Annotated in this window: 21 protein-coding genes and 1 pseudogene; 15 read left to right on the top strand and 7 right to left on the bottom strand. The window is 51.8% G+C overall.

Annotated elements, in window-relative coordinates:
* Nucleotides 1–66: 66 nt before the first annotated feature.
* On the bottom strand, nt 67–1,344 hold the full coding sequence (gene tyrS, locus ACODR9_RS22045; protein WP_488812400.1) for a tyrosine--tRNA ligase: 1,278 nt from the start codon (nt 1,342–1,344) through the stop codon (nt 67–69).
* A 274-nt stretch (nt 1,345–1,618) separates the two neighbouring features.
* Here tyrS and ACODR9_RS22040 point away from each other — a divergent pair, with 274 nt between their 5' ends.
* The gene (locus ACODR9_RS22040) at nt 1,619–2,272 is read left to right on the top strand and encodes a cytochrome b/b6 domain-containing protein (RefSeq protein ID WP_488812398.1); all 654 of its coding nucleotides are present in this window, start codon (nt 1,619–1,621) and stop codon (nt 2,270–2,272) included.
* Between the two features lie 78 nt (nt 2,273–2,350).
* Here the strand turns inward: ACODR9_RS22040 and ACODR9_RS22035 are convergent, their stop codons facing one another.
* Nucleotides 2,351–2,788 (bottom strand): c-type cytochrome, encoded by a 438-nt coding sequence (locus tag ACODR9_RS22035; protein ID WP_488812396.1) that lies wholly within the window; start codon nt 2,786–2,788, stop codon nt 2,351–2,353.
* Between the two features lie 95 nt (nt 2,789–2,883).
* Nucleotides 2,884–3,324, bottom strand: coding sequence for a c-type cytochrome (locus ACODR9_RS22030; RefSeq protein WP_488812394.1), 441 nt, complete (start codon nt 3,322–3,324; stop codon nt 2,884–2,886).
* 147 nt (nt 3,325–3,471) lie between these two features.
* Here ACODR9_RS22030 and ACODR9_RS22025 point away from each other — a divergent pair, with 147 nt between their 5' ends.
* Genes ACODR9_RS22025 through ACODR9_RS22000 form a run of 6 tightly spaced genes read left to right on the top strand, consistent with a single transcriptional unit; the run spans nt 3,472 to nt 7,553 of the window.
* Nucleotides 3,472–3,906, top strand: coding sequence for a Fur family transcriptional regulator (locus ACODR9_RS22025; protein ID WP_488812392.1), 435 nt, complete (start codon nt 3,472–3,474; stop codon nt 3,904–3,906).
* The gene (locus tag ACODR9_RS22020) at nt 3,894–4,820 is read left to right on the top strand and encodes a CobW family GTP-binding protein (RefSeq protein WP_488812390.1); all 927 of its coding nucleotides are present in this window, start codon (nt 3,894–3,896) and stop codon (nt 4,818–4,820) included. The genes ACODR9_RS22025 and ACODR9_RS22020 overlap by 13 nt, the downstream gene beginning before the upstream one ends.
* Nucleotides 4,821–4,828: 8 nt before the next feature.
* Nucleotides 4,829–5,041, top strand: a complete 213-nt coding sequence (locus tag ACODR9_RS22015; protein WP_488812388.1) for a hypothetical protein — start codon at nt 4,829–4,831, stop codon at nt 5,039–5,041.
* Nucleotides 5,038–5,781 carry a metal ABC transporter ATP-binding protein gene (locus ACODR9_RS22010; RefSeq protein ID WP_488812386.1) on the top strand — a complete coding sequence of 248 codons (744 nt, stop codon included), beginning with the start codon at nt 5,038–5,040 and terminating at the stop codon, nt 5,779–5,781. The genes ACODR9_RS22015 and ACODR9_RS22010 overlap by 4 nt, the downstream gene beginning before the upstream one ends.
* Nucleotides 5,781–6,656, top strand: coding sequence for a metal ABC transporter permease (locus tag ACODR9_RS22005; RefSeq protein WP_488812384.1), 876 nt, complete (start codon nt 5,781–5,783; stop codon nt 6,654–6,656). Before ACODR9_RS22010 ends, ACODR9_RS22005 begins: the two co-directional genes overlap by 1 nt.
* 9 nt (nt 6,657–6,665) lie before the next feature.
* The gene (locus ACODR9_RS22000; RefSeq protein ID WP_488812382.1) at nt 6,666–7,553 is read left to right on the top strand and encodes a metal ABC transporter substrate-binding protein; all 888 of its coding nucleotides are present in this window, start codon (nt 6,666–6,668) and stop codon (nt 7,551–7,553) included.
* A gap of 60 nt (nt 7,554–7,613) precedes the next feature.
* Here ACODR9_RS22000 and ACODR9_RS21995 read toward each other — a convergent pair whose 3' ends face one another.
* Nucleotides 7,614–8,285, bottom strand: coding sequence for a sulfite exporter TauE/SafE family protein (locus ACODR9_RS21995; protein WP_488812381.1), 672 nt, complete (start codon nt 8,283–8,285; stop codon nt 7,614–7,616).
* 301 nt (nt 8,286–8,586) lie between these two features.
* Between ACODR9_RS21995 and ACODR9_RS21990 the strand changes: the two genes are divergently transcribed.
* Together ACODR9_RS21990 and ACODR9_RS21985 are read left to right on the top strand one after the other, a co-directional pair.
* On the top strand, nt 8,587–9,366 hold the full coding sequence (locus tag ACODR9_RS21990) for an enoyl-CoA hydratase (RefSeq protein ID WP_488812379.1): 780 nt from the start codon (nt 8,587–8,589) through the stop codon (nt 9,364–9,366).
* A gap of 355 nt (nt 9,367–9,721) precedes the next feature.
* The gene (locus tag ACODR9_RS21985; protein WP_488812377.1) at nt 9,722–10,537 is read left to right on the top strand and encodes an N-acetylmuramoyl-L-alanine amidase; all 816 of its coding nucleotides are present in this window, start codon (nt 9,722–9,724) and stop codon (nt 10,535–10,537) included.
* A 108-nt stretch (nt 10,538–10,645) separates the two neighbouring features.
* On the opposite strand, the gene serS is transcribed toward ACODR9_RS21985, so the two are convergent.
* Nucleotides 10,646–11,932, bottom strand: coding sequence for a serine--tRNA ligase (gene serS / locus ACODR9_RS21980; RefSeq protein WP_488812375.1), 1,287 nt, complete (start codon nt 11,930–11,932; stop codon nt 10,646–10,648).
* Between the two features lie 313 nt (nt 11,933–12,245).
* Nucleotides 12,246–13,220 (bottom strand): annotated as a pseudogene (locus tag ACODR9_RS21975) (replication-associated recombination protein A); the annotation flags it as partial.
* A 181-nt stretch (nt 13,221–13,401) separates the two neighbouring features.
* Between ACODR9_RS21975 and ACODR9_RS21970 the strand changes: the two are divergent.
* From ACODR9_RS21970 to ACODR9_RS21950, 5 genes are all read left to right on the top strand, one after another.
* Nucleotides 13,402–14,628, top strand: coding sequence for a tyrosine-type recombinase/integrase (locus ACODR9_RS21970; protein ID WP_488812373.1), 1,227 nt, complete (start codon nt 13,402–13,404; stop codon nt 14,626–14,628).
* A 68-nt stretch (nt 14,629–14,696) separates the two neighbouring features.
* On the top strand, nt 14,697–15,014 hold the full coding sequence (locus ACODR9_RS21965; RefSeq protein ID WP_488812371.1) for an H-NS histone family protein: 318 nt from the start codon (nt 14,697–14,699) through the stop codon (nt 15,012–15,014).
* 246 nt (nt 15,015–15,260) lie between these two features.
* Nucleotides 15,261–16,262 (top strand): replication initiation protein, encoded by a 1,002-nt coding sequence (locus ACODR9_RS21960; RefSeq protein ID WP_488812369.1) that lies wholly within the window; start codon nt 15,261–15,263, stop codon nt 16,260–16,262.
* 284 nt (nt 16,263–16,546) lie between these two features.
* Complete coding sequence (locus ACODR9_RS21955; protein WP_488812367.1) at nt 16,547–17,077, top strand: hypothetical protein; 531 nt, start codon at nt 16,547–16,549, stop codon at nt 17,075–17,077.
* Nucleotides 17,078–17,160: 83 nt separating this feature from the next.
* Entirely contained in the window at nt 17,161–17,559 is a 399-nt protein-coding gene (locus ACODR9_RS21950) for a hypothetical protein (protein ID WP_488812365.1), read from the top strand.
* A 28-nt stretch (nt 17,560–17,587) separates the two neighbouring features.
* Here ACODR9_RS21950 and ACODR9_RS21945 read toward each other — a convergent pair whose 3' ends face one another.
* Entirely contained in the window at nt 17,588–20,359 is a 2,772-nt protein-coding gene (locus ACODR9_RS21945; protein ID WP_488812363.1) for a DotA/TraY family protein, read from the bottom strand.
* A gap of 157 nt (nt 20,360–20,516) precedes the next feature.
* On the opposite strand from ACODR9_RS21945, the gene ACODR9_RS21940 reads away from it, so the two are divergent.
* Nucleotides 20,517–20,852: a hypothetical protein gene (locus ACODR9_RS21940; protein ID WP_488812361.1), complete on the top strand. Its 336-nt coding sequence runs from the start codon at nt 20,517–20,519 to the stop codon at nt 20,850–20,852.
* Nucleotides 20,853–20,891 lie beyond the last annotated feature (39 nt).

Raw genomic sequence — 20,891 nt, 5'->3', positions numbered from 1 at the left:
AGCGACCCGGTTGCGTGTGCAAGCGGGTCGCCTTGGCGCTGCCGGGTTAAGGGCAGAGGGCCGGGCTTATGCCTGCCACTCAATCAGCGCGTAGTTCTTCTTGCCGCGCTTGAGCAGGCTGAAGCGGCCAAACAGACGATCACCGGCAGTAAAGCGATGCTCGATGCTGTCTGCCTTGTTGCCATTGATGCTGACGGCACCGCTCTGGATGAAGGTGCGCGCTTCGCTCTTGGACTTGGCCAGACCGCCATTGGCCACAGCGTCAATCAGGCTGTCGTCAGCTGCATTCAGCACGAAGTGCGGCAGGCCGTCCTGCGCCAGTTGGGCGAAGTCGTCTTCGGTCAGGCTGGACAGGTCGTTGCTGAACAGGCTTTGAGTGATGCGCTGGGCGGCGGCCAGGGCGGCCTTGCCGTGTACCAGTTCGGTGACCTGTTCGGCCAGGATGCGCTGGGCCTCCGGCTTGCCATCACGCGCCTTGTCGGCGGCTTCGATGGCGGCGATTTCTGCCACCGACAGGAAGCTGAAGTAACGCAGGAATTTGTACACGTCGGCATCGGCAGTGCCCAGCCAGAACTGGTAGAAGGCGTAGGGCGAGGTTTTGCGCGCATCCAGCCAGATGGTGCCGGATTCGGTTTTGCCAAACTTGGTGCCGTCCGATTTTGTCACCAGCGGCATGGTCAGGCCAAACACCTGTTGCTGGTTCAGGCGACGGGTAAGGTCGGTACCGGCGGTGATATTGCCCCACTGGTCGGAACCACCAATTTGCAGCTTGCAGCCCAGGCGGCGGTTCAGCTCGGAAAAGTCATAACCCTGCAGCAGGCTGTAGGAGAATTCGGTATAGGAAATGCCCTGGTCGTCGCGGCTGATGCGTTGCTGTACCGCTTCTTTCTTGATCATGGCGTTGACCGAGAAATGCTTGCCGATGTCGCGCAGGAATTCCAGTGCGCCCATGCCGCCAAACCAGTCGTAGTTGTTGGCCATGACTGCGGCATTGTCGCCCTCGAAAGACAGGAAGGGCGAAACCTGGGCACGGATTTTCTCCACCCAGCTTTCGATGATGTCCGGGGTATTCAGCTTGCGTTCGGTGGCCTTGAAGCTGGGGTCGCCGATCATGCCGGTGGCACCGCCCACCAGGGCGATGGGGCGATGGCCTGCCAGCTGGAAGCGTTTGAGCATCAGAATGGGAACCAGGCTGCCGATGTGCAGGCTGTCAGCAGTCGGGTCGAATCCGCAATACAGGGTTACCTGTTCCTTGGCCAGAAGTTCGGACAAGGCGGCGGCGTCTGTGGTTTGCGCGATCAGGCCACGGGCCTCCAGATCCTCGATCAGTGAAGCTTGGGTCATTACTTTCTCCAACTCAATGCGTGAAAACAGTGCCACAAGGGGCTGTCAGTGCGTTGGCCGTCTGCGGTCCTCATCCGGGCGGACCGGACTGGAAGGGGCGGCGAAAGGGCTGATTCTACCCGAAAACGGCATTTTCAGAATCCAAAACCGGCATTCTTCGGTGATTACCCCTGTTCTTGGCGGGGGACACAGTCTTTAACCAGTCTGGAGTAGGCAGCCGTGTTACCGCTGGTTACACTTTGGCCTTTTAATGTGCTGCCTGGTGAGTGTGAGCATGGAAAAGATGATCAAGGTATGGGATGCGCCAACCCGGTTGTTTCACTGGAGCCTGGTGCTGCTGTTTGCTGGCATGTGGTTTACCGGTGAGCAGGGCGGCGACTGGCTGCACTATCACGTGTGGTGTGGCGAGGCGATTGCTGCCTTGCTGCTGTTCCGGTTGATCTGGGGTGTGGTGGGCAGCGAAACCGCCCGTTTCCGCCAGTTTGTTAAAGGTCCGGCGGCCATCCGGCGCTATCTGCGCGGCGGCGAGGCCGAGCAGCCCGGCCATAATCCGCTGGGTGGCCTGATGGTGGTGGCGCTGCTGGTAGTGCTGCTGGTGCAGGTAAGCAGTGGCCTGTTTTCCAGCGATGTCGACAGCTACACTTTTGACGGACCGCTAGCCAAGCTGATTAGCAGCGGGCTGTCGGAAGCGGTTACCGGCTTTCACAAGCTGTTTTTCAACTTCATCCTGTTGTTGGTGGCCATGCATGTGGCGGCCATCATTGCTTACCGGGTGCTGAAGAAGCAGAACCTGGTGCGGCCCATGCTGACCGGATATCAGCCGGCACAGGGCAAGGCTGCGCCGCTGTTCTTCCGTGGCTGGCCGGTGGCCTTGTTGTCGCTGCTGCTGTCCTGTGGCGGGGTCTGGCTGTTGCTTACCCGCCTGTAGGCCTGCTACGGCATCCATGAAAAAAGCCCTGATGACTCAGGGCTTTTTCTTTTCAGGTCTGGCTGGCGCAGGCGCAGTTTATTTTTCCGGGCCACGGAAGCTGTCATGACAGGCTTTGCAGCTTTGTGCCACCACGCCGTAGCTCTTCTTGATGCTGGCCAGGTCGCCGTTATGTGCGGTGCTGTCCAGGTCATTGACTGACTTCAGGAAGGTGTCGCGCGCGGCCTGGAACTTGGCCGGCTGGCTCCAGATTTCAGGCTTGGCCCGGCTCTTGCTGTCGATGCTGTTGGCCGGGAAATGGTTGAACGGCTCGGCGGCAATCTGCTTCAGGCCGTCGGCCATGGCAATGAATTTGGCCTTGTTGTACGGGTCGCGTTCACGCACCACCATGCCCATCGGCTCGAAAGCGCGCAGGATTTTCTTGAAGCTCTGGGTGCGGATTTCAGCCGGGGAGTCGGCCATGGCAGCGGGGATGGCCAGTGCTGCAAGCAGCAGGGCAGTGATGGTTTGTTTCATAAGCGGCTATGGTGTGTTGGCTGTGGGTTGTGAGGAAGTTTCACAGAAGAAGTTCAGCAAAATCGTGATCTTCTTCTGCGCAATCAAAAATTCTATCAGTCTTTGCGGAAGGCGTCGTGGCAGCTCTTACAGGACTTCTGCACCGCACCAAACTGGTTCTTGATGCTGGCGGCATCGCCGTTGGCTGCCACTTGCTTCAGCTTGCCGGTTTCGGCCTTGAAGCTATCGACTGCCTTGTTCCAGTCGGCGGATTTGCTCCAGATCTCTGCTTTGGCATCGGTTTTTTGGCTGGTCTTGCCACTGGCGCTGCCCGCCGGGAAATGCTGCCACGGCTGCTGGGCAAGGGCGTCCAGATGCATGGCCAGCTTGCTGAACTCGTCCTTGCTGAAGGTATCGGCCTTTGCCAGCTTGCCCATGGCGGCGGCGTCTTTTTTGAACTGCTTGAAAATTGCCTGGCGTGCCGTTACCGGATCATCGGCGGCAAAGGCCGGGCTGGCCAGCAGGGCGCAAAGGCTGAGCATGAGGGTGGTTTTCATGAAGTCTCCTTCAGGTGGTTGCAGTCTGCTTACAGGGGATAACGCAGGCTAGCACGGCTGGATGACATCCAGTACCCATTGCGTGTTAATGCTTGTGTTGATGTGATGTTATACAGTAACATCCGCTCCATCTGACAGGAGCAGTCTATGGACAGCAATCATTATCTGCAGGCGGCTGAAGCACATTGCGAGCGCCGTGGCTGCAAGCTGACGGCACTGCGCAAACAGGTGCTGGAACTGGTTCTACGCCACCAGGGTGTGGTCAAGGCTTACCAGGTGTTGGCTGATTTGCAAAAAGAGCGCGGCATTGCTGCACCGCCTACGGTGTATCGCGCGCTGGATTTTCTGGTAGAGCAGGGTTTGCTGCATCGGGTGGATGCACTGAACGGCTTTATCGTCTGTGACCATTTTGAGTGTCAGCACGAAAGCATGATTCTGGTGTGTGAAACCTGCGGCAAGGTGCAGGAAGTTGACGTGATGGCGGCACTGGCCGGCCTGCGTGATGTGGCGGCTGCCGCCGACTTCTCCCTGAGCAGCCAGAACCTGATGCTGACCGGACTTTGCAAGGTATGTCGCGTATGAAAAAAACCATTGTCAATCTGTTTACCGGCTTTCTGGGCGTGGGTAAAACCACGGCCTTGCGCCATCTGATTGCCACCCGCCCTGCCAGTGAAAAATGGGCGGTCATTGTCAACGAATTTGGCGAAGTAGGCATCGACGGTGCCGCGCTGATGAATGATGACCTGCCGATAGCAGAAATCGCCGGGGGCTGCCTGTGCTGTGTGGCTGGCCCGCAGATGACGGCCACGGTGGCCACCTTGCTGCGGCGCGAGCGCCCGGACCGCCTGCTGATCGAGGCCAGCGGTCTGGCCCATGCCGCCGGAGTGATCGACGAATTGCGTGCCAAGCCGCTGGGCGAGGCGCTGGAGGTGGGGGCGGTGCTGACGCTGGTGGATCCGCGCCAGTTTGTCAGCCCGGACTACCTACGCCAGCCGCTGTATCGCGATCAGGTGGCCATTGCCGATGTACTGGTGGCCAACAAGACCGACATGGCCGATGTGGAGACGCTGGACGCTTTCCGTACCCAGGCCGGCAAGTTGTTTCCGCCCAAGTCCGTCATTGCCGAGGTGCGTGATGGTCTGGTGGAGGTGAGCTGGCTGGATGCTGCCGTCACCGTCAAGCCGCGCTATCGTCCAGCCATTGCGGCAGACAGCGGCAATGGCTGGGATTCGGCTGGTTGGACCTTCCCGCCGGAGCAGTCCTTCAGCGGCGAAAAACTGACCGATTTCTTTGACGATCTGCCCAAGCGGGTGCCGGGACTGGTACGTGCCAAGGGCGTATTCAAGGTGCTGGACAGCTGGGTGTGGCTGAACTGGGCCGAAGGGCAGTGGGGTGCCAGCCAGGTGTCCTGGCGGCGCGACAGCCGTTTCGAGCTGATTGCGCCTGCACTGGATAACGCTGCCATCGAGGCCGCGTTGCAAGCCTGCTTCGAGTAAATCAACACATGAAACATCAACATTCTTCGTCTGGCGATCAGCATGCACACGCGCATGGCCATGATCACGCCGCTGCACCGCATCAGCATCTGACTGCTGCCAATCTGCGGCCACCAGTCAGCCTGCTGGCGATGTCGGCCTGGCAACGGCTGGCGCTGGCCCTGCTGCTGCTGGCAGTACTGTGGGGCGTGGTGCTGTGGGCATTGCAGGAGGTGGCATGAAGGTCGAACTGGATAACCTTACCGTGTCCTATCAGCGCCATCCGGCGGTGCATCACGTCAGTGGCAGCTTTGCCAGTGGCGATGCCACTGCCATCTTTGGCCCCAATGGTGCGGGCAAAAGTACCTTGCTCAAGGCCATGATCGGCGCGCTCAAGCCCGATTCCGGCCAGGCCCGGCTGGACGGCTTTGCGCGCCAGGATATTGCCTATCTGCCGCAGCAGTCCGAGATCGACCGCTCTTTGCCGGTCAGCGTGCTGGACCTGGTGGCCACCGGCCTGTGGCACCGCACCGGGCCGTTTGGCATGGTTGGCCGCGCCGGCCTTGGCCAGGCCATGGATGCCTTGGAACAAGTGGGCCTGGCCGACTTTGCCCCGCGTCCGATTTCGGCCTTGTCCAGCGGGCAATTCCAGCGCGTGTTGTTTGCCCGCATCTTGTTGCAGGATGCGCGGCTGATCCTGCTGGACGAGCCATTTACCGCCATGGATGCCAAAACCACTTTCGACCTGCTGGAGCTGGTGCGGCGCTGGAAGGAAGAGGGCCGCACCATTATTGCCGTGTTGCACGACTACGAGCAGGTGCGCGCTTATTTTCCGCATACCCTGCTGTTGGCGCGGGAAGTGGTGGCCTGGGGACGCACCGAGCAGGTGCTGACGGATGCCAATCTGAAACGGGCGGTGGACACTGCAGCCCACTGGCAGGACCGCGCTGCGGTATGCCAGGTTGACGGGATCAATGCCTGATGCAACACCTTTACGATTTACTGATTGCCCCCTTTGTGGACTTTGCCTTCATGCGCCGTGCACTGGCCGGTTGCCTGGCCTTGTCGCTGGGCAGCGGCCCCATCGGCCTGTTTCTGGTGATGCGGCGCATGAGCCTGATGGGCGATGCCATGAGCCACGCGGTGCTGCCCGGTGCGGCGGTCGGCTTCATGCTGGCTGGCCTCAGCCTGCCCGCCATGAGCCTGGGCGGTTTTGTCGCCGGGGTGCTGGTGGCGGTGCTGGCGGGCCTTGCCACGCGCTTTTCCGGCATCAAGGAAGACGCCAGCTTTGCGGCCTTCTATTTGTTGTCGCTGGCCATTGGTGTGCTGCTGGTGTCAAAAAGCGGCAGCAATGTGGACCTGATGCACATCCTGTTTGGCTCGGTACTGGCAGTGGACGATGCCGCCCTGTACCTGGTGGGTGGTGTGGCCTCGGTTACCCTGATCGGCCTGGCCTTCATCTATCGCCCCATGTTGCTGGAAAGCCTGGACCCGGTATTCCTGCGTTCGGTGGGGGCGCGTGGCGGCCTGTGGCATATGGCCTTCCTGATGCTGGTGGTACTCAATCTGGTATCCGGCTTTCAGGCACTGGGTACCTTGATGGCGGTGGGCTTGATGATGTTGCCCGCCATTACCGCCCGGCTGTGGTCGGAAACCGTGGAGGGCATGCTGGTGATGGCGGTGAGTGTGGCCTTTGGCAGCGGCCTGGCTGGTTTGCTGCTGTCTTATCACTTTGAGCTGCCCTCCGGCCCCGCCATCATCCTGGTGGCCGGCCTGTTCTACCTGTTTTCGCTGCTGTTCGCTCCGGCGGGCGGTGCCCTGCCGCGCTATATCCGTGCGCGACATTTTGAATCTTGAGGAGAAGGCATGAAAAAGCGTCTGTTGAGCCTGCTGTTGCTGAGCCTGCCGATCACGGCCATGGCAGCCAAATTGCCGGTGGTGGCCAGTTTCAGCATCGTGGGTGACATGACCCGTGAAATCGGTGGCGAGCGGGTGGATGTGGTGTCGCTGGTGGGGCCTGATCAGGATGCCCATGTGTTTCAGCCTGCACCGGCCGATGTGAAGCGCCTGTCGGCTTCACGCCTGTTTGTCACCAATGGTCTGGGCCTGGAAGGCTGGATGGGCCGTCTGACCAAGGCCTCCGGCTACAAGGGGGTGATGGTGGAAGCGGGCAAGGGCATCAAGACGCGCATGGCACCGGCAGAAGAAGGGGAAGGGCATGGTCACGATGTGGTGGACCCGCATGCCTGGCACGATCCGCAACGGGTGCAGGTGTATATCCGCAATATCACCGCTGGCCTGATCAAGGCCGACCCGCAAGGCAAGGATGAGTACAATCGCCGTGCTGCCGATTTTTCCGCACGGGTCAAGCAAGAGGACGACTGGGCTGCCAAGCAGTTTGCTGCCATTCCGGTTGCCAAGCGCAAGATGCTGACCTCACACGATGCCTTCGGCTATTTTGGTGAGCGTTATGGCATCAAGATGCTGGCTATCCAGGGCGTTAGCACCGAAGCCGAAGCATCGGCCAAGGGAGTGGCACAGCTGGTAAAACAGGTAAGGCAGGAAAAGGTGAGCGCGGTGTTCATGGAAAACATGACCGACAAGCGCCTGCTGGAGCAACTGACCCGCGAAGCCAAGGTAAAGATTGGCGGCGAGCTGTATGCCGATGCGCTGTCAAAGCCGAATGGCCCGGCAGCCAGCTATCTCAAGCTGTTCCATTACAATGTGGAAACCGTATTGCAGTCGCTACGCTAAAGCCGCTGGCTTGACACTGCCAGAATCTGAAAGCCGCCCGCTACCGCCAGGGGCGGCTTTTTAGTGGCTGGATGCCAGCAACAGCAAACGGGTCAGCCCCATGCCCGCCACCAGCAGGCCCGCCAGCAGCCTTACCGGGCGCTGCTGTATCCATTGGCGCAAGGTGTCGGCAAACACCCCCATCAACAACAAATTGGGCAAGGTGCCCAGGCCAAAGGCCAACATCAGCAGGCCGCCTTGCAGCGCCTTGCCGCTGGCCAGCGCCGACAGCGTGGCACTGTATACCAGCCCGCAGGGCAGCCAGCCCCACAGCATGCCTGCCAGTAGTGCCGTGCGCGGGCGACGGATGGGCAGCAGCCGTGCCAGCAGGGGTTGCAGCCTTGCCCACACCGGGCGGCCCAGTTTTTCCAGGGAGATGATGGCGCTGGAGAGCCCGGCCAGGTACAGGCCCATGGCAATCAGCATCAGGTTGGCCACGACCAGCAGCGCCAACTGTGCTGGCCTTGCGCTAAGCAAAGTGAGGCCGGCTTCGGCCAGGCCACCCAGCAAAACCCCAGCCATCACATAGCTGAGAATCCGTCCGGTGTTGTAGGACAGCATGATCTGCCAGCGTTGCTGACCGGCAGGCAGATTCAGCGTCAGCGCCGTGACAATGCCGCCGCACATCCCCATGCAATGCCCGCCGCCAAGCAGGCCAGCAAGAAAGATCACCCAGAAACCTGTTTCTAACATGCGACAACCTGTTGCTTAAATCCCTATTCTACCAGAGGGCATAAGCAGCCGGCTTGCCTGATTTTTAAGCAAAATGTGACATTGTAATAGTAAATAAATCTCAAATACTGTTTGGCATTACTGTGTGCGGACAGCTAGAAAAAAAGTAGCAGGGAAAAGAAATCCGCGCTGGAAAAAGGCGGGCTCTGCCCTGAGAATGCTCATTCTTTCCTGTCAGTAATCGGGGATGGCCTGATTAACAAGGCCAATCTGGCAGGAGCTGCAATGTGTAACGACCCAATAGAGAAACTGAGGAAACTACATGGCCAAGTATTTGACGCTCGAACATCTGGGCCAATCTGCAATCATCACCATCAATAATCCTCCTGCCAATGTGTGGACCATCGCCAGCCTGCGCGAACTGGCAGCGCTGATGAAGGATCTGCAAGCGGATAGCGCAGTACGTGCCGTCGTGATTACCGGAGCAGGCGATGCCTTTTTCTGTGCCGGAGCCGATCTGAAACTGTTCAGCAATGGCAACAAGCAGGAAGTGGCAGATTTGCTGGATGCTTTTGCTACGGCTTTTGCTGCGCTGCGTAATTATTCCGGCGTTACTGTCGCGGCCATCAACGGTTATGCGCTGGGTGGCGGGCTGGAATGCGCGCTGATGTGTGACTACATGGTGGTGGAACGTGGTGCCAGACTGGGTTTGCCGGAAACCAGGGTTGGCCTGCTGCCGGCAGGTGGTGGCAGCAAGACGCTGGCCGACAAGGTGGGCGTGTCCTGGGCTAAGCGCATCCTGCTGGGGGGAGAAATCCTGAGTGCAGAAAAAGCCTACGAAATCGGCCTGGTGGAGGAAATTGTCGATCCGGGTTTTGCCAAGATCATGGCGGTAAGCCTGGCTGGAAAAGTGGCTAATCAGGCTCCGCAGGCGGTAGCACGTGCGCGCCAGCTGATTGAATCCAGTGCGGGCAGAACACTGGAGGAGCACCTGCAACAGGAACGTGCGGCCCTGTTGTCGCTGATTGGCGAAGCCGAGCAACTGGAAGGTGTATCTGCCTTTCTGGGCAAGCGTGCACCTGGCTGGGCAGACGAGGACTGACCGGAGCTGTCATGCCGGGTAGGCAGTAAAGCAGCCGGGGCAAGGCTCCGGCTGCTTTACTGTGTATGCCCCAGGCGAGGGCGCTTTGATTGGTGATGAGGCGCAACAGCCGCCGCAGGCATAATATTTAGCATTTGCTAATTTAAGTGTGACGCACTGGGACTTGGGCCAGTTTCTTCCGCGCATTCCTTTGTTGATAATGATTCTCAATCAAAAAATTAATTCATCATTAAATCCCGTCAACAAAACCCCAAGCACTATGCAAACAAAAAAACCTTACCTGTCCCGGACCTATCTTTATAAAACCCTTGTCCTGAGCGCCAGTCAGCTTGTGCTGGCCGGCTGCAGCAATACCATGCCCGCCAAGCTGGCTGACCGCGCAGAAACCCGACCTGCCTATGAAAAGGTGGCAGGCAACTATTTGCTGAATACCAGCCATACCGCTCAAGGCCAGGACGAGCGTATCCGCTTTGTCATCCTGCATTACACAGCACTGAATCAGCCTGATTCCCTCGCCATGCTGACCGGTCCGCTGGTCAGCACGCATTATCTGGTGCCGGAGTTTCCCCAATGGCGCAGCGGTATGCCGGTCATCATGCAATTGGTGCCGGAAAGCAAGCGTGCCTGGCATGCCGGCGTCAGTAGCTGGGGCGGCTGGAGGGCCTTGAATGCTTCTTCGGTGGGCGTGGAAATGGTGAACCGTGGCTACACCGAATTACCTACTGGCTGGCGTCAGTGGTATCCGTATACGCCTGAGCAGATCAAGGCCGTGTCGATCTTGCTTAGGGACGTGATTGCCCGGAACCAGATCCAGCCCTACAACGTGCTGGGCCACAGCGATGTGGCACCCTTGCGCAAGTCCGATCCGGGGCCGTTATTCCCCTGGGAGCAATTAGCCGCCATGGGGCTTGGTGCCTGGCCGGACCCGCAAGTGGTAGAGAAATACCTGGCAGGGCGTGCGCCGCAACAGGCCGCCGTGGTACTGGAGGTGCAACAAAGCCTGAAACGCTATGGTTACGACCAGATCCCCCAGACCGGGGAGCTGGATGAGGATACCCGCAAGACAATCAGTGCATTTCAGATGCACTTTCGTCAGGCCGATATCGGCGGTAATGCCGATGCCCAGACCGAAGCCATTGCCAAGGCATTGGTCGAAAAATACCGCCAATAGCCAAGGGGTGGATTCCATGACCGTTGTTCAGGCTTCACCATTGTTGCCAGCAATAAAAAAAGCCACGACATGTCGTGGCTTTTTTCTTGCAGGCAAAGCCGACATGGCTTAGCCGCCGATCTTGTCCTTGCCGCCCATGTACGGACGCAGCACGGCCGGAATGGTCACGCTGCCATCGGCGTTCTGGTAGTTTTCCAACACCGCCACCAGGGTACGGCCCACGGCCAGGCCAGAGCCGTTCAGCGTGTGTACCAGTTGGTTCTTGCCGTTTTCGTCCTTGAAACGGGCCAGCATGCGGCGCGACTGGAAAGCTTCACAGTTGGAGCAGCTGGAGATTTCGCGGTAGGTGTTCTGCGCCGGCAGCCATACTTCGATATCGTAAGTCTTGGCTGCACCAAAACCCATGTCACCGGTGCACAGGGTAATCACGCGGTAGGGCAGTTCCAGTGCTTTCAGGATGTTCTCGGCGTGGCCAACCATTTCTTCCAGCGCGGCGTAGGAATGGTCTGGGTGCTCGATGCGCACCATTTCCACCTTGTCGAACTGGTGCTGGCGGATCATGCCACGGGTGTCACGGCCATAGCTGCCCGCTTCGGAGCGGAAGCAGGGCGAGTGCGCGGTCAGCTTGAGCGGCAGCTCTTCCATTTTCAGAATGCTGTTGCTCACGGTATTGGTCAGGGTGATTTCCGAAGTGGAAATCAGGTACTGGTCCACCGTGCCTTCTTCGCCGCCCTTGGTCACCTTGAACATGTCTTCGGCAAACTTCGGCAACTGGCCGGTGCCAAGCAGGGCGCTGTCGTTGACGATGTAGGGAGTGTAGTGCTCGGTATAGCCATGCTCGCCGGTGTGGGTGTTGAGCATGAACTGCGCCAGTGCGCGGTGCAGGCGGGCAATGTCACCCTTCAGCACGGTGAAGCGGGCACCGGACAGCTTGGCACCAGTGTCGAAATCCAGGCCCAGCGGGGTGCCGATATCGACGTGGTCTTTCACTGCAAAGTCGAACTGGCGCGGCACGCCCACGCGGCGTACTTCCACATTGTCATTCTCGTCCTTGCCCACCGGAACGGATTCGTTCGGCAGGTTGGGAATGCTCATCAGCAGGGCATCCATCTTGGCTTGCACCGCCTCGAAAGCACTTTCTGCCGCTTTCAGTTCATCGCCCAGGTTTGCCACTTCGGCCATGATGGCAGACACATCCTCACCCTTGCGCTTGGCTTCGCCAATTTGCTTGGAGGTGGCATTGCGGCGCGATTGCAGCTCTTGCATGCGGGTTTGCAGCGCCTTGCGGTCGGCTTCCATGGCGGTGAAAGCGGCGGTATCCAGGGTGTAGCCACGGCTGGCCAGGCGGGCAGCAACGGCGTCCAGATCGTTACGGAGCAATTGAATGTCTAGCATGGAAAATCCTGATGGTATTGAAGTGTCTTGCTGGTAGCGGGCTGTTTAACAGCATCAGCCCCTTACTGAATCCTGCATGCGGAGGGGAAGCAACCGCTTGTGGTGCTGCACTGTCTGCCTGTGGCTGGCAGCACCAACTTGTTCTGTAAAACGCAAGTGTAACGGCAACCGGCAGGCTTTGTCCTGCCTGTTGCAGGCAAAAACAGCATTATAAGCAATGCTGGCGGGCTTGTAGATGCTGGCAGGCGACGCCCGGTTGGCTTGCGCCCGACGTCGGTCTGGCATGGATCAGCCCCAAGTCAGAGCGGCCGCTTTATTTCTTTCCCGCTTCTTCATCCCACTTTTTCAGTTGTGCCAGTTTCTCGCCAATCTTGATTTCCAGCCCGCGCGGCACCGGCTGATACCAGCCTGGTTCCGGCATGTCGTCCGGCAGATAGCTTTCCCCGGCGGCGTAGGCGTTTGGTTCGTCATGGGCGTAGCGGTATTCGTGGCCGTAGCCCAGTTCTTTCATCAGCTTGGTGGGCGCATTGCGCAGGTGCACCGGTACAGGGCGGCTCTTGTCCTGTTTCACAAAGGCGCGGGCCTGGTTGTAGGCCATGTAGCCGGCATTGCTCTTGGCGGCCACCGCCAGGTAGATGGCGGCTTGGGCCAGTGCCAGTTCGCCTTCCGGGCTGCCCAGTCGTTCGTAGGTGGCGGCAGCGTCATTGCAGATCTGCATGGCGCGCGGGTCGGCCAGACCGATGTCCTCCCAGGCCATACGCACCAGGCGGCGTGCCAGGTAGCGCGGGTCGGCCCCGCCATCCAGCATGCGGGTGAGCCAGTACAGTGCGGCGTCCGGGTTGGAGCCGCGCACCGATTTGTGCAGGGCAGAAATCTGGTCGTAGAAGGCGTCGCCGCCCTTGTCGAAACGGCGGGCGTTGACGCTGAGCACCTCGGCCAGAAAGTCCTGGGTGATCTGGCCGGTTTTGCGTGCCAGCGCGGCGGTGCGGGTTTGTTCCAGCAGGTTGAGAAAGCGCCGTGCATCGCCATCGGCGTAGCCGGAGAGGGCGGCAATGGCTTGCTGGTCAAATTCCAGCCCATCCAGTGCGCCCTTGTCGCGTGCGCGCTGGAATAGCAGTACCAGTTCGTCTTCGCCCAGGCTGTTGAGCACATACACCTGCGCGCGGGACAGCAGGGCGGAGTTCACCTCGAATGAGGGGTTTTCCGTGGTGGCACCAATAAAGGTGAGCAGGCCGGATTCGACAAAGGGTAAAAATGCATCCTGCTGGCTTTTGTTGAAGCTCGATATAGTGCTATGGACTCGTTGTAAATCAACGGGTTGCCGTGGCCTAAAGCGTGTTTTTTGCACAAAACACCGCTTTTGATGCACAATTTTTTGCACCACGGTTTTTGATTGTGCAATCTGGGGGCTCAAAGTGTCCGTCTATTCATTCAAGTACAAAGTTCTAAACAGGGAAACAGGCCGCAAGGTGTCTGTTACCCGCTGGCGAGTCCAAATCCGCAAAGGTGGTGAAAACATCAACAAAGTGTTTGATGATGAGTCCACGGCCCGTTCTTTTGAAGAACAGGAGTTGAAGCGGATTGACTCAGGTGTTCCACAGAATCTCATTTTTGATATGAAATATCAAATGGAGATGCCCAACATGAGAACCCTTCTCAAAGACTATTTTGAGAAGTTCATGATCAAGCATGCTGAATCATCACTCAAGACCAATCACAACCGTTGCCTTTCAGCCATCCCTTCCATTCCCATTTACTTCAAAGACATTGGTAGCAAGATTGACAACTACCGTTATCAGAACACCATTGTTGATGCCATGATGAACAGGGTCTTTAACAAGGATCACATTCCATTTGGTGACTTCAAGATTGATACAGTGGATTTCTGGCTGCTGTTTGCCTATATGGAATCAAGGAAAGCTACAGGCATCAAGAACAACACCATCCTCCGTGAGATTTCAACCATCAGTTCAGCCTTTGAAAAGGTCTACAAGCTTTATCCTGACCTCTTCCCAAAAGGATTGATGAATCCAGTGAAGATGCTGCCCAAGGGTGAAAAGCCCAAGCCCTACCTTGGAAGGAAACGGGTTCTCTCTGAAGAAGAGGCGGTACAGATTGCAGAATGGATGAAGTTAAAGAGCAATCCAGAACCCTACTTTGTGTTTGTCACTTGTCTTGAATCTGGAGCACGAAAAAGTGAAGTTCTTGGTGCCCAATGGGAAAATGTGAACTTCAATATCTGGTCTATCTTCATCCCGAAAACAAAGAATGGCAAACCAAGGGATATTCTGATTCCAGATGATGAAGAATTCCGTGCATGGCTCTTGAAGAATCGGATGGCAAAAGGCCCTATCTTCAAGCTAACTGGCTGGAATTTCCGTGCTTATTGGGTTGATGCCTTGAAGGCTTTAGGGATGTATGATGATCCAGATACAAGGCTTCATTTCCACGATACCCGCCGCACTGCACTGACTAAGTTGATTCGTCAAAAAGCTTTGAACAACTTCCAGATTGCAAAGGAAATGGGTGTCTCACCACAGACTGTAGAACAGACCATTCAGAACATGCCAGATCGCCTAGCAGGTGTATTTGCCAAGCTTCGTAGTGGTCAAGCACTCAGCGAAGAAGAAATCATGATGCTGGCAGGACATAGCTCTTCAGCGATTACGAATGTCTACTACGCCGACAGGAATTAATTCCAGATTTCTTTTACACTACAAACACCACCATGGCCACAAACAACCCATCTAAAGGACAGAAGCACATGAGCACCTATGCTGAACTTCAAGCACAAATCAAGAAACTTCAAGAGCAAGCTGAACTCGTTAAAGCCAAAGAACTTGAAACCGTCATTGCGGACATCAAGGCAAAAATTTCTGAATACGAACTGACTGCTGAACAACTGGGACTCTCTACACCAACCACTAAAAAAGGGTCCAAGAAAGCAACAGCTAAAGAAGCCACTGTGATGTACAAGAAAGGTGACTTGACCTGGTCAGGTGCTCCCCGTGGTCGTAAGCCTGATTGGGTTAAACAGATTCAAGATGCAGGTGGTGATATTGAACAATATCGTGTGAAGTAAGAACTTCTAGTACCAAAAAGAAAAGCACCTTCGGGTGCTTTTTTATTTATATTTGACTTTAGTTTAAATTTTCGTATAACAGTACAGAAATGAAAAATGCCCAAGCGGAAACTTGAGCATTTTGAGATTCTGGAACAGAATAAGCGTGGCAGCTTGACCAGATAAAAATATTAAAACGTATTTAATCTAAATTGTCAACATATCAACCATAAAAATTCCAGAATTTCGCAAGAAATAGGAAAATTTATGTTAGATAATTTTATTAATCACTTACCAGAAAAAGTTAGATGCTCTGAAGATCTAGAATTTGGCACTTCATACCAAAAGAAAGAAAAGGCTTTAGCCTTTCCATACATTGAACTCAATCAGTTCTACAAGAAGTTTATTGCTCTTGATATAGATATTCCAGGCTCTGCCTATCTATGGGACGAGAAAGGTCTTCCACCACCCACAATCATCATTGTTAATCCTGCATCAACTCATTCACAGTATTTCTATGAGTTGAAAACTCCTGTCTATTACACAGAGAACTCAAGAAGACAGCCACAGAAGTTCTATGAAGATATGGACTTAGGATTAACCTACAGATTAGGTGCAGACCTATCCTTTGTTTCTCATATAGTCAAAAATCCACTACATGAGTCATGGAGAACTATTGTTCATTCTCAGTGCATCTATGACTTAGAAGACTTCAAAGAATATGGAGTTGAATCTGCTGGACACAAAAGAAAGCTAAGAGAAGAAGCAGATAGTTCACTTGGAGGAAGAAACTGTACCTTGTTTGATACCTTACGATTTTGGGCATATGGTTCAGTGAAGAACTATGACCACCACGATGAATTCACCACCGCAGTAGATAGTAAAGCTTTAAACATCAATCAGAGCTTCACAACCTGGTCTAAGGAAATCCTACCAGCCAAGGAAGTGTTATCTACGGCTAAATCAGTGAGTAAATACACCTGGAGCCGTAGATTCAATCTTGGCAACAAGAAGCTTAAACGAGTGGGAATTCTTGCAGACCAAATCACTGAAGATATGAGTTCAACTGAAAGAAAGAGACTTGGTGCTGACTACACCAATATCACCAGAACAGAGAAGATTGACGATAAGATTAAAGCCGCAATCTATAAATGCCAAGAAAGAGGTCTAGAACCTAATCGTCTGCATTTAACAAAAAATGGCTTATCAGAAAGCACCTATTTCAAGTACAAATCTAAAGTTGAAGACTGGATTAGATTATTAACATAACTAAAAAAACTGCTACATTACGGTATGCTCAGGCTAATTACCCCTTTATGGGGTAGTAGATTTTTAAAAAAACTCATTCAAAAATAAGAACTAAATCCACAAGCAACCAGAATTAGAATAAAAATTGGCGGAGTGGATTTTTTACCACGTTCAAAATAAATTTCTGTTGACGCACTGATTCTGGTTCAACAAACTTGAGCCAGATCCCTAGTATTGAATTCCGATCCACAATACTTGCTTTTTGTCAAGAATTTGTTATTGTAGACTAAACAAAAGGAGTTTCTATGTCTACCTATCAATCCGCAGTCATCAATGGCCTACTGGCAGAGAACATTGGAAAGAACGATCTGGTTCGTAATGCTGATGCAAGAGCCAGAAATGCAGAGTCTGCAAAAGATGATGCAGAACATGAAGCAGAAATGATTCAGATTAAATATAGAAAAGCAACTGAAGATATCATTGCCCTAAGAACTAGAAATCAAGAATTAGAAAATCTTCTGTCTCAACCTTTAAAACAGATTGCTCAAAGGAGTCCTGCATTTAAAAAGAATTACGACACTCTTGTTCAAGTTCAGAATGAAATTCTTGCTGAGTGGATTCTTTCTCAAAAAGCTTATAAAGAAACAGCAATGCAACTTGGCATAAAGTTAGAAATAAGCCCTCAAGAGGTCAAGGACATGGCAAATAAAAATGAATTAATTGTCTTAAATAGCCAATCAACAATTGACTCAGGAAATAATGCATCAACCAGTAAAATTCTTGATGAAAATTTATCGGCAATCATTACCCTTAGAAAGAAAAACGGCAAAGCATAAAAAAGCACCCTAGGGTGCTTTTTATTTACCTATTGACTTTTCTTGGCCATTTCGTATGTTTTTCTTAAAAAGGAGAAGAACATATGGCTATAGTAACTCAAATTATTTCATCCATCTTTTTTATCATTAAGGATTTTTTTGTGGAACAAACCATCATACTTAATGGTCAGAAGCCATCAACACCCATTAATTGCAGCCAGCTTATGGGCTTTGGATTTGCAGAAATTAAGACACTTCCAAATGGTGTTAAATTTATTTTCTTTACTGTAGGTGGAATTCCATTCACGGCACCTGCCACACCAGAGAATATTAAAGCACTGTCAAAGTTCATCCCTGTCTATGAGTTGGATTTTGATGACGACTGCAATATGAAAAAAACGGAGATTCCTGAAAGTGCCGAAAATTCTGTGGCTAGAAGAATCACAAAAACAAGAGCCGCTAAAGATATTAATGAAACCTACAAAAATCATAAGCCTGAATAATAAAAAAGCACCCGAAGGTGCTTTTTTATTATTTCTCATTCTCATTATTAACCTTTTCCTTAATTTCTTCCTTCACTTCCGCTTGCTTTTGTTGCTCAATCACTGGCTCCATTGACTTAGCTTCTTTATATTTTTCAGCAATAGCATTTGTGACCGCTTTAGCATCATTACCATGAGTTTTTAGTGCATCTTGGAATATAGGTTGAAAATTATTACCCAATGTCGCTTGTGCCTTACCTAAATCAGCCATTGCTTTGTTGGCTTTACCAATATTTATCATTGATGGATCGGTACTTGAAGCCCCTGCAAGATTAGCAATATGGTTTCCAGCACCTGGACCAAATCTAGATTCCGCTTGATTTATAATTGACTGATTGGCAACATTTCTTCCAATATTATCCATAGCAGGAACTGCTCCACCATGTCTTGCAAAATTGGTGTCATTCGCATCAATCTTTGCCCCTTCTAATTCAGACAAGAATTGTTCTTGTGCATCCTGACCACCAGCAGCACCAACCATTCTCATCTTATTTTCAAATGCTGATATTTTTTCAGTTGTTTCTGGTCTGTTAAAGTTATTGGTATTGATTCCTAATGCAGATTCCATTCTTGAACCTGTTCCAGCACCAAATTTTTCATCCATCTTCTCGAATACATTACTCATGTTTTTTAGAGTGCCAGATAACATATCTCTATTTCTTTGTTTGAGATCTGCCTGACCTTTATTAAGATCTTTCAATTGCCTTCCAGTGTTTTGCATATTCTGACCTAAGCCACGGCCGGCAGTGAATGCAGCAACCTGATTAATAGCACCAGTAGAACCTTCACCCATCTTGCCAGCATAGTGACCAAGCTGATCACCACCACCACCAATCCACCTCATCAATTCATCAGGTATCACATGCATTAAAGAGAAGGTTTTTTTGATGAAGGAAAACATGATTGCTATATAAATAGCAGCACCTGCAATCATTCCAAAAAACCAGCCAATACCGTTTCCATCACCTTGACTAAATGCAAAGACCTGGAAGTAAACCTTGTTGATGAACTCACCCATCACGGATGAAATGGTTATAGCAGCAATAAACCCAAAGATTGCAAGAACAGGTCTAAGTAACAATCCAAGAATCATCATGTAACCATTACCACCACGACCAGTTAAATCATCACCATTTGGATGAAGGTGCATAATGGCCCATAGTGGAGCAGCAATAATGGCTATTACAACAGCAATTATCCATCCACCCGCAACACCAAGCCACATCATGAAAGGTAGCATTGGAATTAAATATTTCGCAGTAAATGCAAGTGCAGCAAGGGCCAAAATTGGTAAAGCCAACAATCCTAATACAACTAATACCTTATCTGCACCAGAAGCAGTTTTACTAGCTGCTTCAGCAGCCGCCGTGGCAAGACTTGCTGCTTTACCTATTGCAATTTTCCCAAAAACCCAACTTGCGCCAGCAGCAGCACCCAAGACACCAATCACCACAATCCAGATGGTTTGTAATCTACTTCCCATCTCGTTGATGATGATGACTGGGTGTCTTGTGTCGTTCTTCAATTCATATAAATCTACGGTGGTTGCTGCTTGAATCACACCATCCATAAGATTTGTTCCAAGACCTCTTTCTTTTATATGGTCAATAACCTTACTAACCCAAGAACCTATATCTGAAGCAGTTTCATTTAGATAGGATTCTTTGTAGCTAGAAGAAGGGACAGCAGCCATTGCATCAGTGATTTTGTTGTTTGTAATGATAGTGTTCATGAAGTATGCACCTGCCAAAATCCAGCCGTATTGATGTGCAGACTTTGAACTATCGCTAGGATTCAAGGCAACACCTTGTGCAGCCGATTGAATAGTGCTCACATAAGTATCAGCAGCCGCTTGAATTTGCGCATAGTCTGCTTCAGATGTTGGACCATCTATTTCACCAGCATCAAGAACCTGTTTGGATAAGGTTGCCATTGATTGGATCAATGTTGCTGTTGCTGTTTTGTGTGCTTGATTAATGGCTGAAACATCAGTTGGAGCGAATAAATTATCAAGCGGACCTAGATAACCAAGATTACTTGTGGCTGTAGTGTCTTTTGTTGGGGTTGAGTTTGGAACTGGATCAGCAAATTTTATATTTCCACATTGGGTATCTCCAGAACTGAAGATTGCTTTACCATCACCAAATATCCATTCATTTCCAGACAAGACCCAACCATATTGGTACTTATCTGGAAAGTTTAGAATTTCATCCGTGTGATTAACTACATGCTGATTAGATTGAACACAGGCGGTTAGTCTAAAAGTATCCTCGGCTAGTTTAAGAACAGATTTTTTCATGGCAACACTTGGTGTCATGTTGGCTGCTATGCCTGGTGTTTGCATGTAAGAATCCCATACAAGATCAGCTAAACCGATACCCTGTAAAACGCACCACATCACTCCAAGTTGAAAAATGCAGTATCCTTTTCCAATTACGGGAAGAATGCCAGCAGTCCCTAATGAATAGCGAATGGGAATCCATGCTGATGAGAACTTTTTACCAAGCATCTCACCATCATGAGCCGTTCCTATAGTGCCCGCTAATATAGTGTAGGTGGCTAAAATTCCACCAATAATTAATGCCGCCGCATTGAAGGTACTGATTGCATCTCCAAAAGCATCATTCCCTCCGTTAACCAACCCTCCAAATAATTGATTGATGATTTTTACACTAATGTCATCTGATACTGGAGTAAAAGGGAATGCGAATGCAAAACTTGGCATTAATAGCAACCCCAACAACAATAGAATTCTCTTCATTTTTATTCTCCTTATTTTTCTATATACAATTAAGTTACCAAACAAAAATCAAAAGGCAAGTCCATGACTTGCCCTTTGATATCATCACAATATTGGCTTAATAGAAAAATAAGGATGATTAGATTAAATTTATTAGAATAAAAACGATTGTCAATGCTTGACTCTTTCTTTTATTTTTGTATTTATAAAAGAAAAGAGAGTAAAAATGGATGCAAGAACAATTATTTTATTTGGATTATTGGTTGTTGGAGGTTGGGTATCCAACAAGATAAATATTGCCTTGTTTGGATTTTTATTGAAAGACTTATTTGAATCAATTAAGGATGAATTTGGTCAAAGAGGTTTGAATTTTAGAATTGCAATCGGACTAATGCTAATGGATGTTCCCGGATTATTGATTGGTAAAGATCCAGCCTTAAGCATCATATGTACTTCCAGTGCAATCTTCGCCTTGATTATGTTGATAAGAAATTTTCCAAGAAAAGTAGCATAGACAATCACAAAACAACTAAAGCACCTCCGGGTGCTTTTT

Source organism: Aquitalea sp. FG25 (assembly GCF_057809375.1).
Note: the sequence above shows the minus strand (reverse complement) of the source record. Positions and strands in the feature narration are given on the sequence as shown.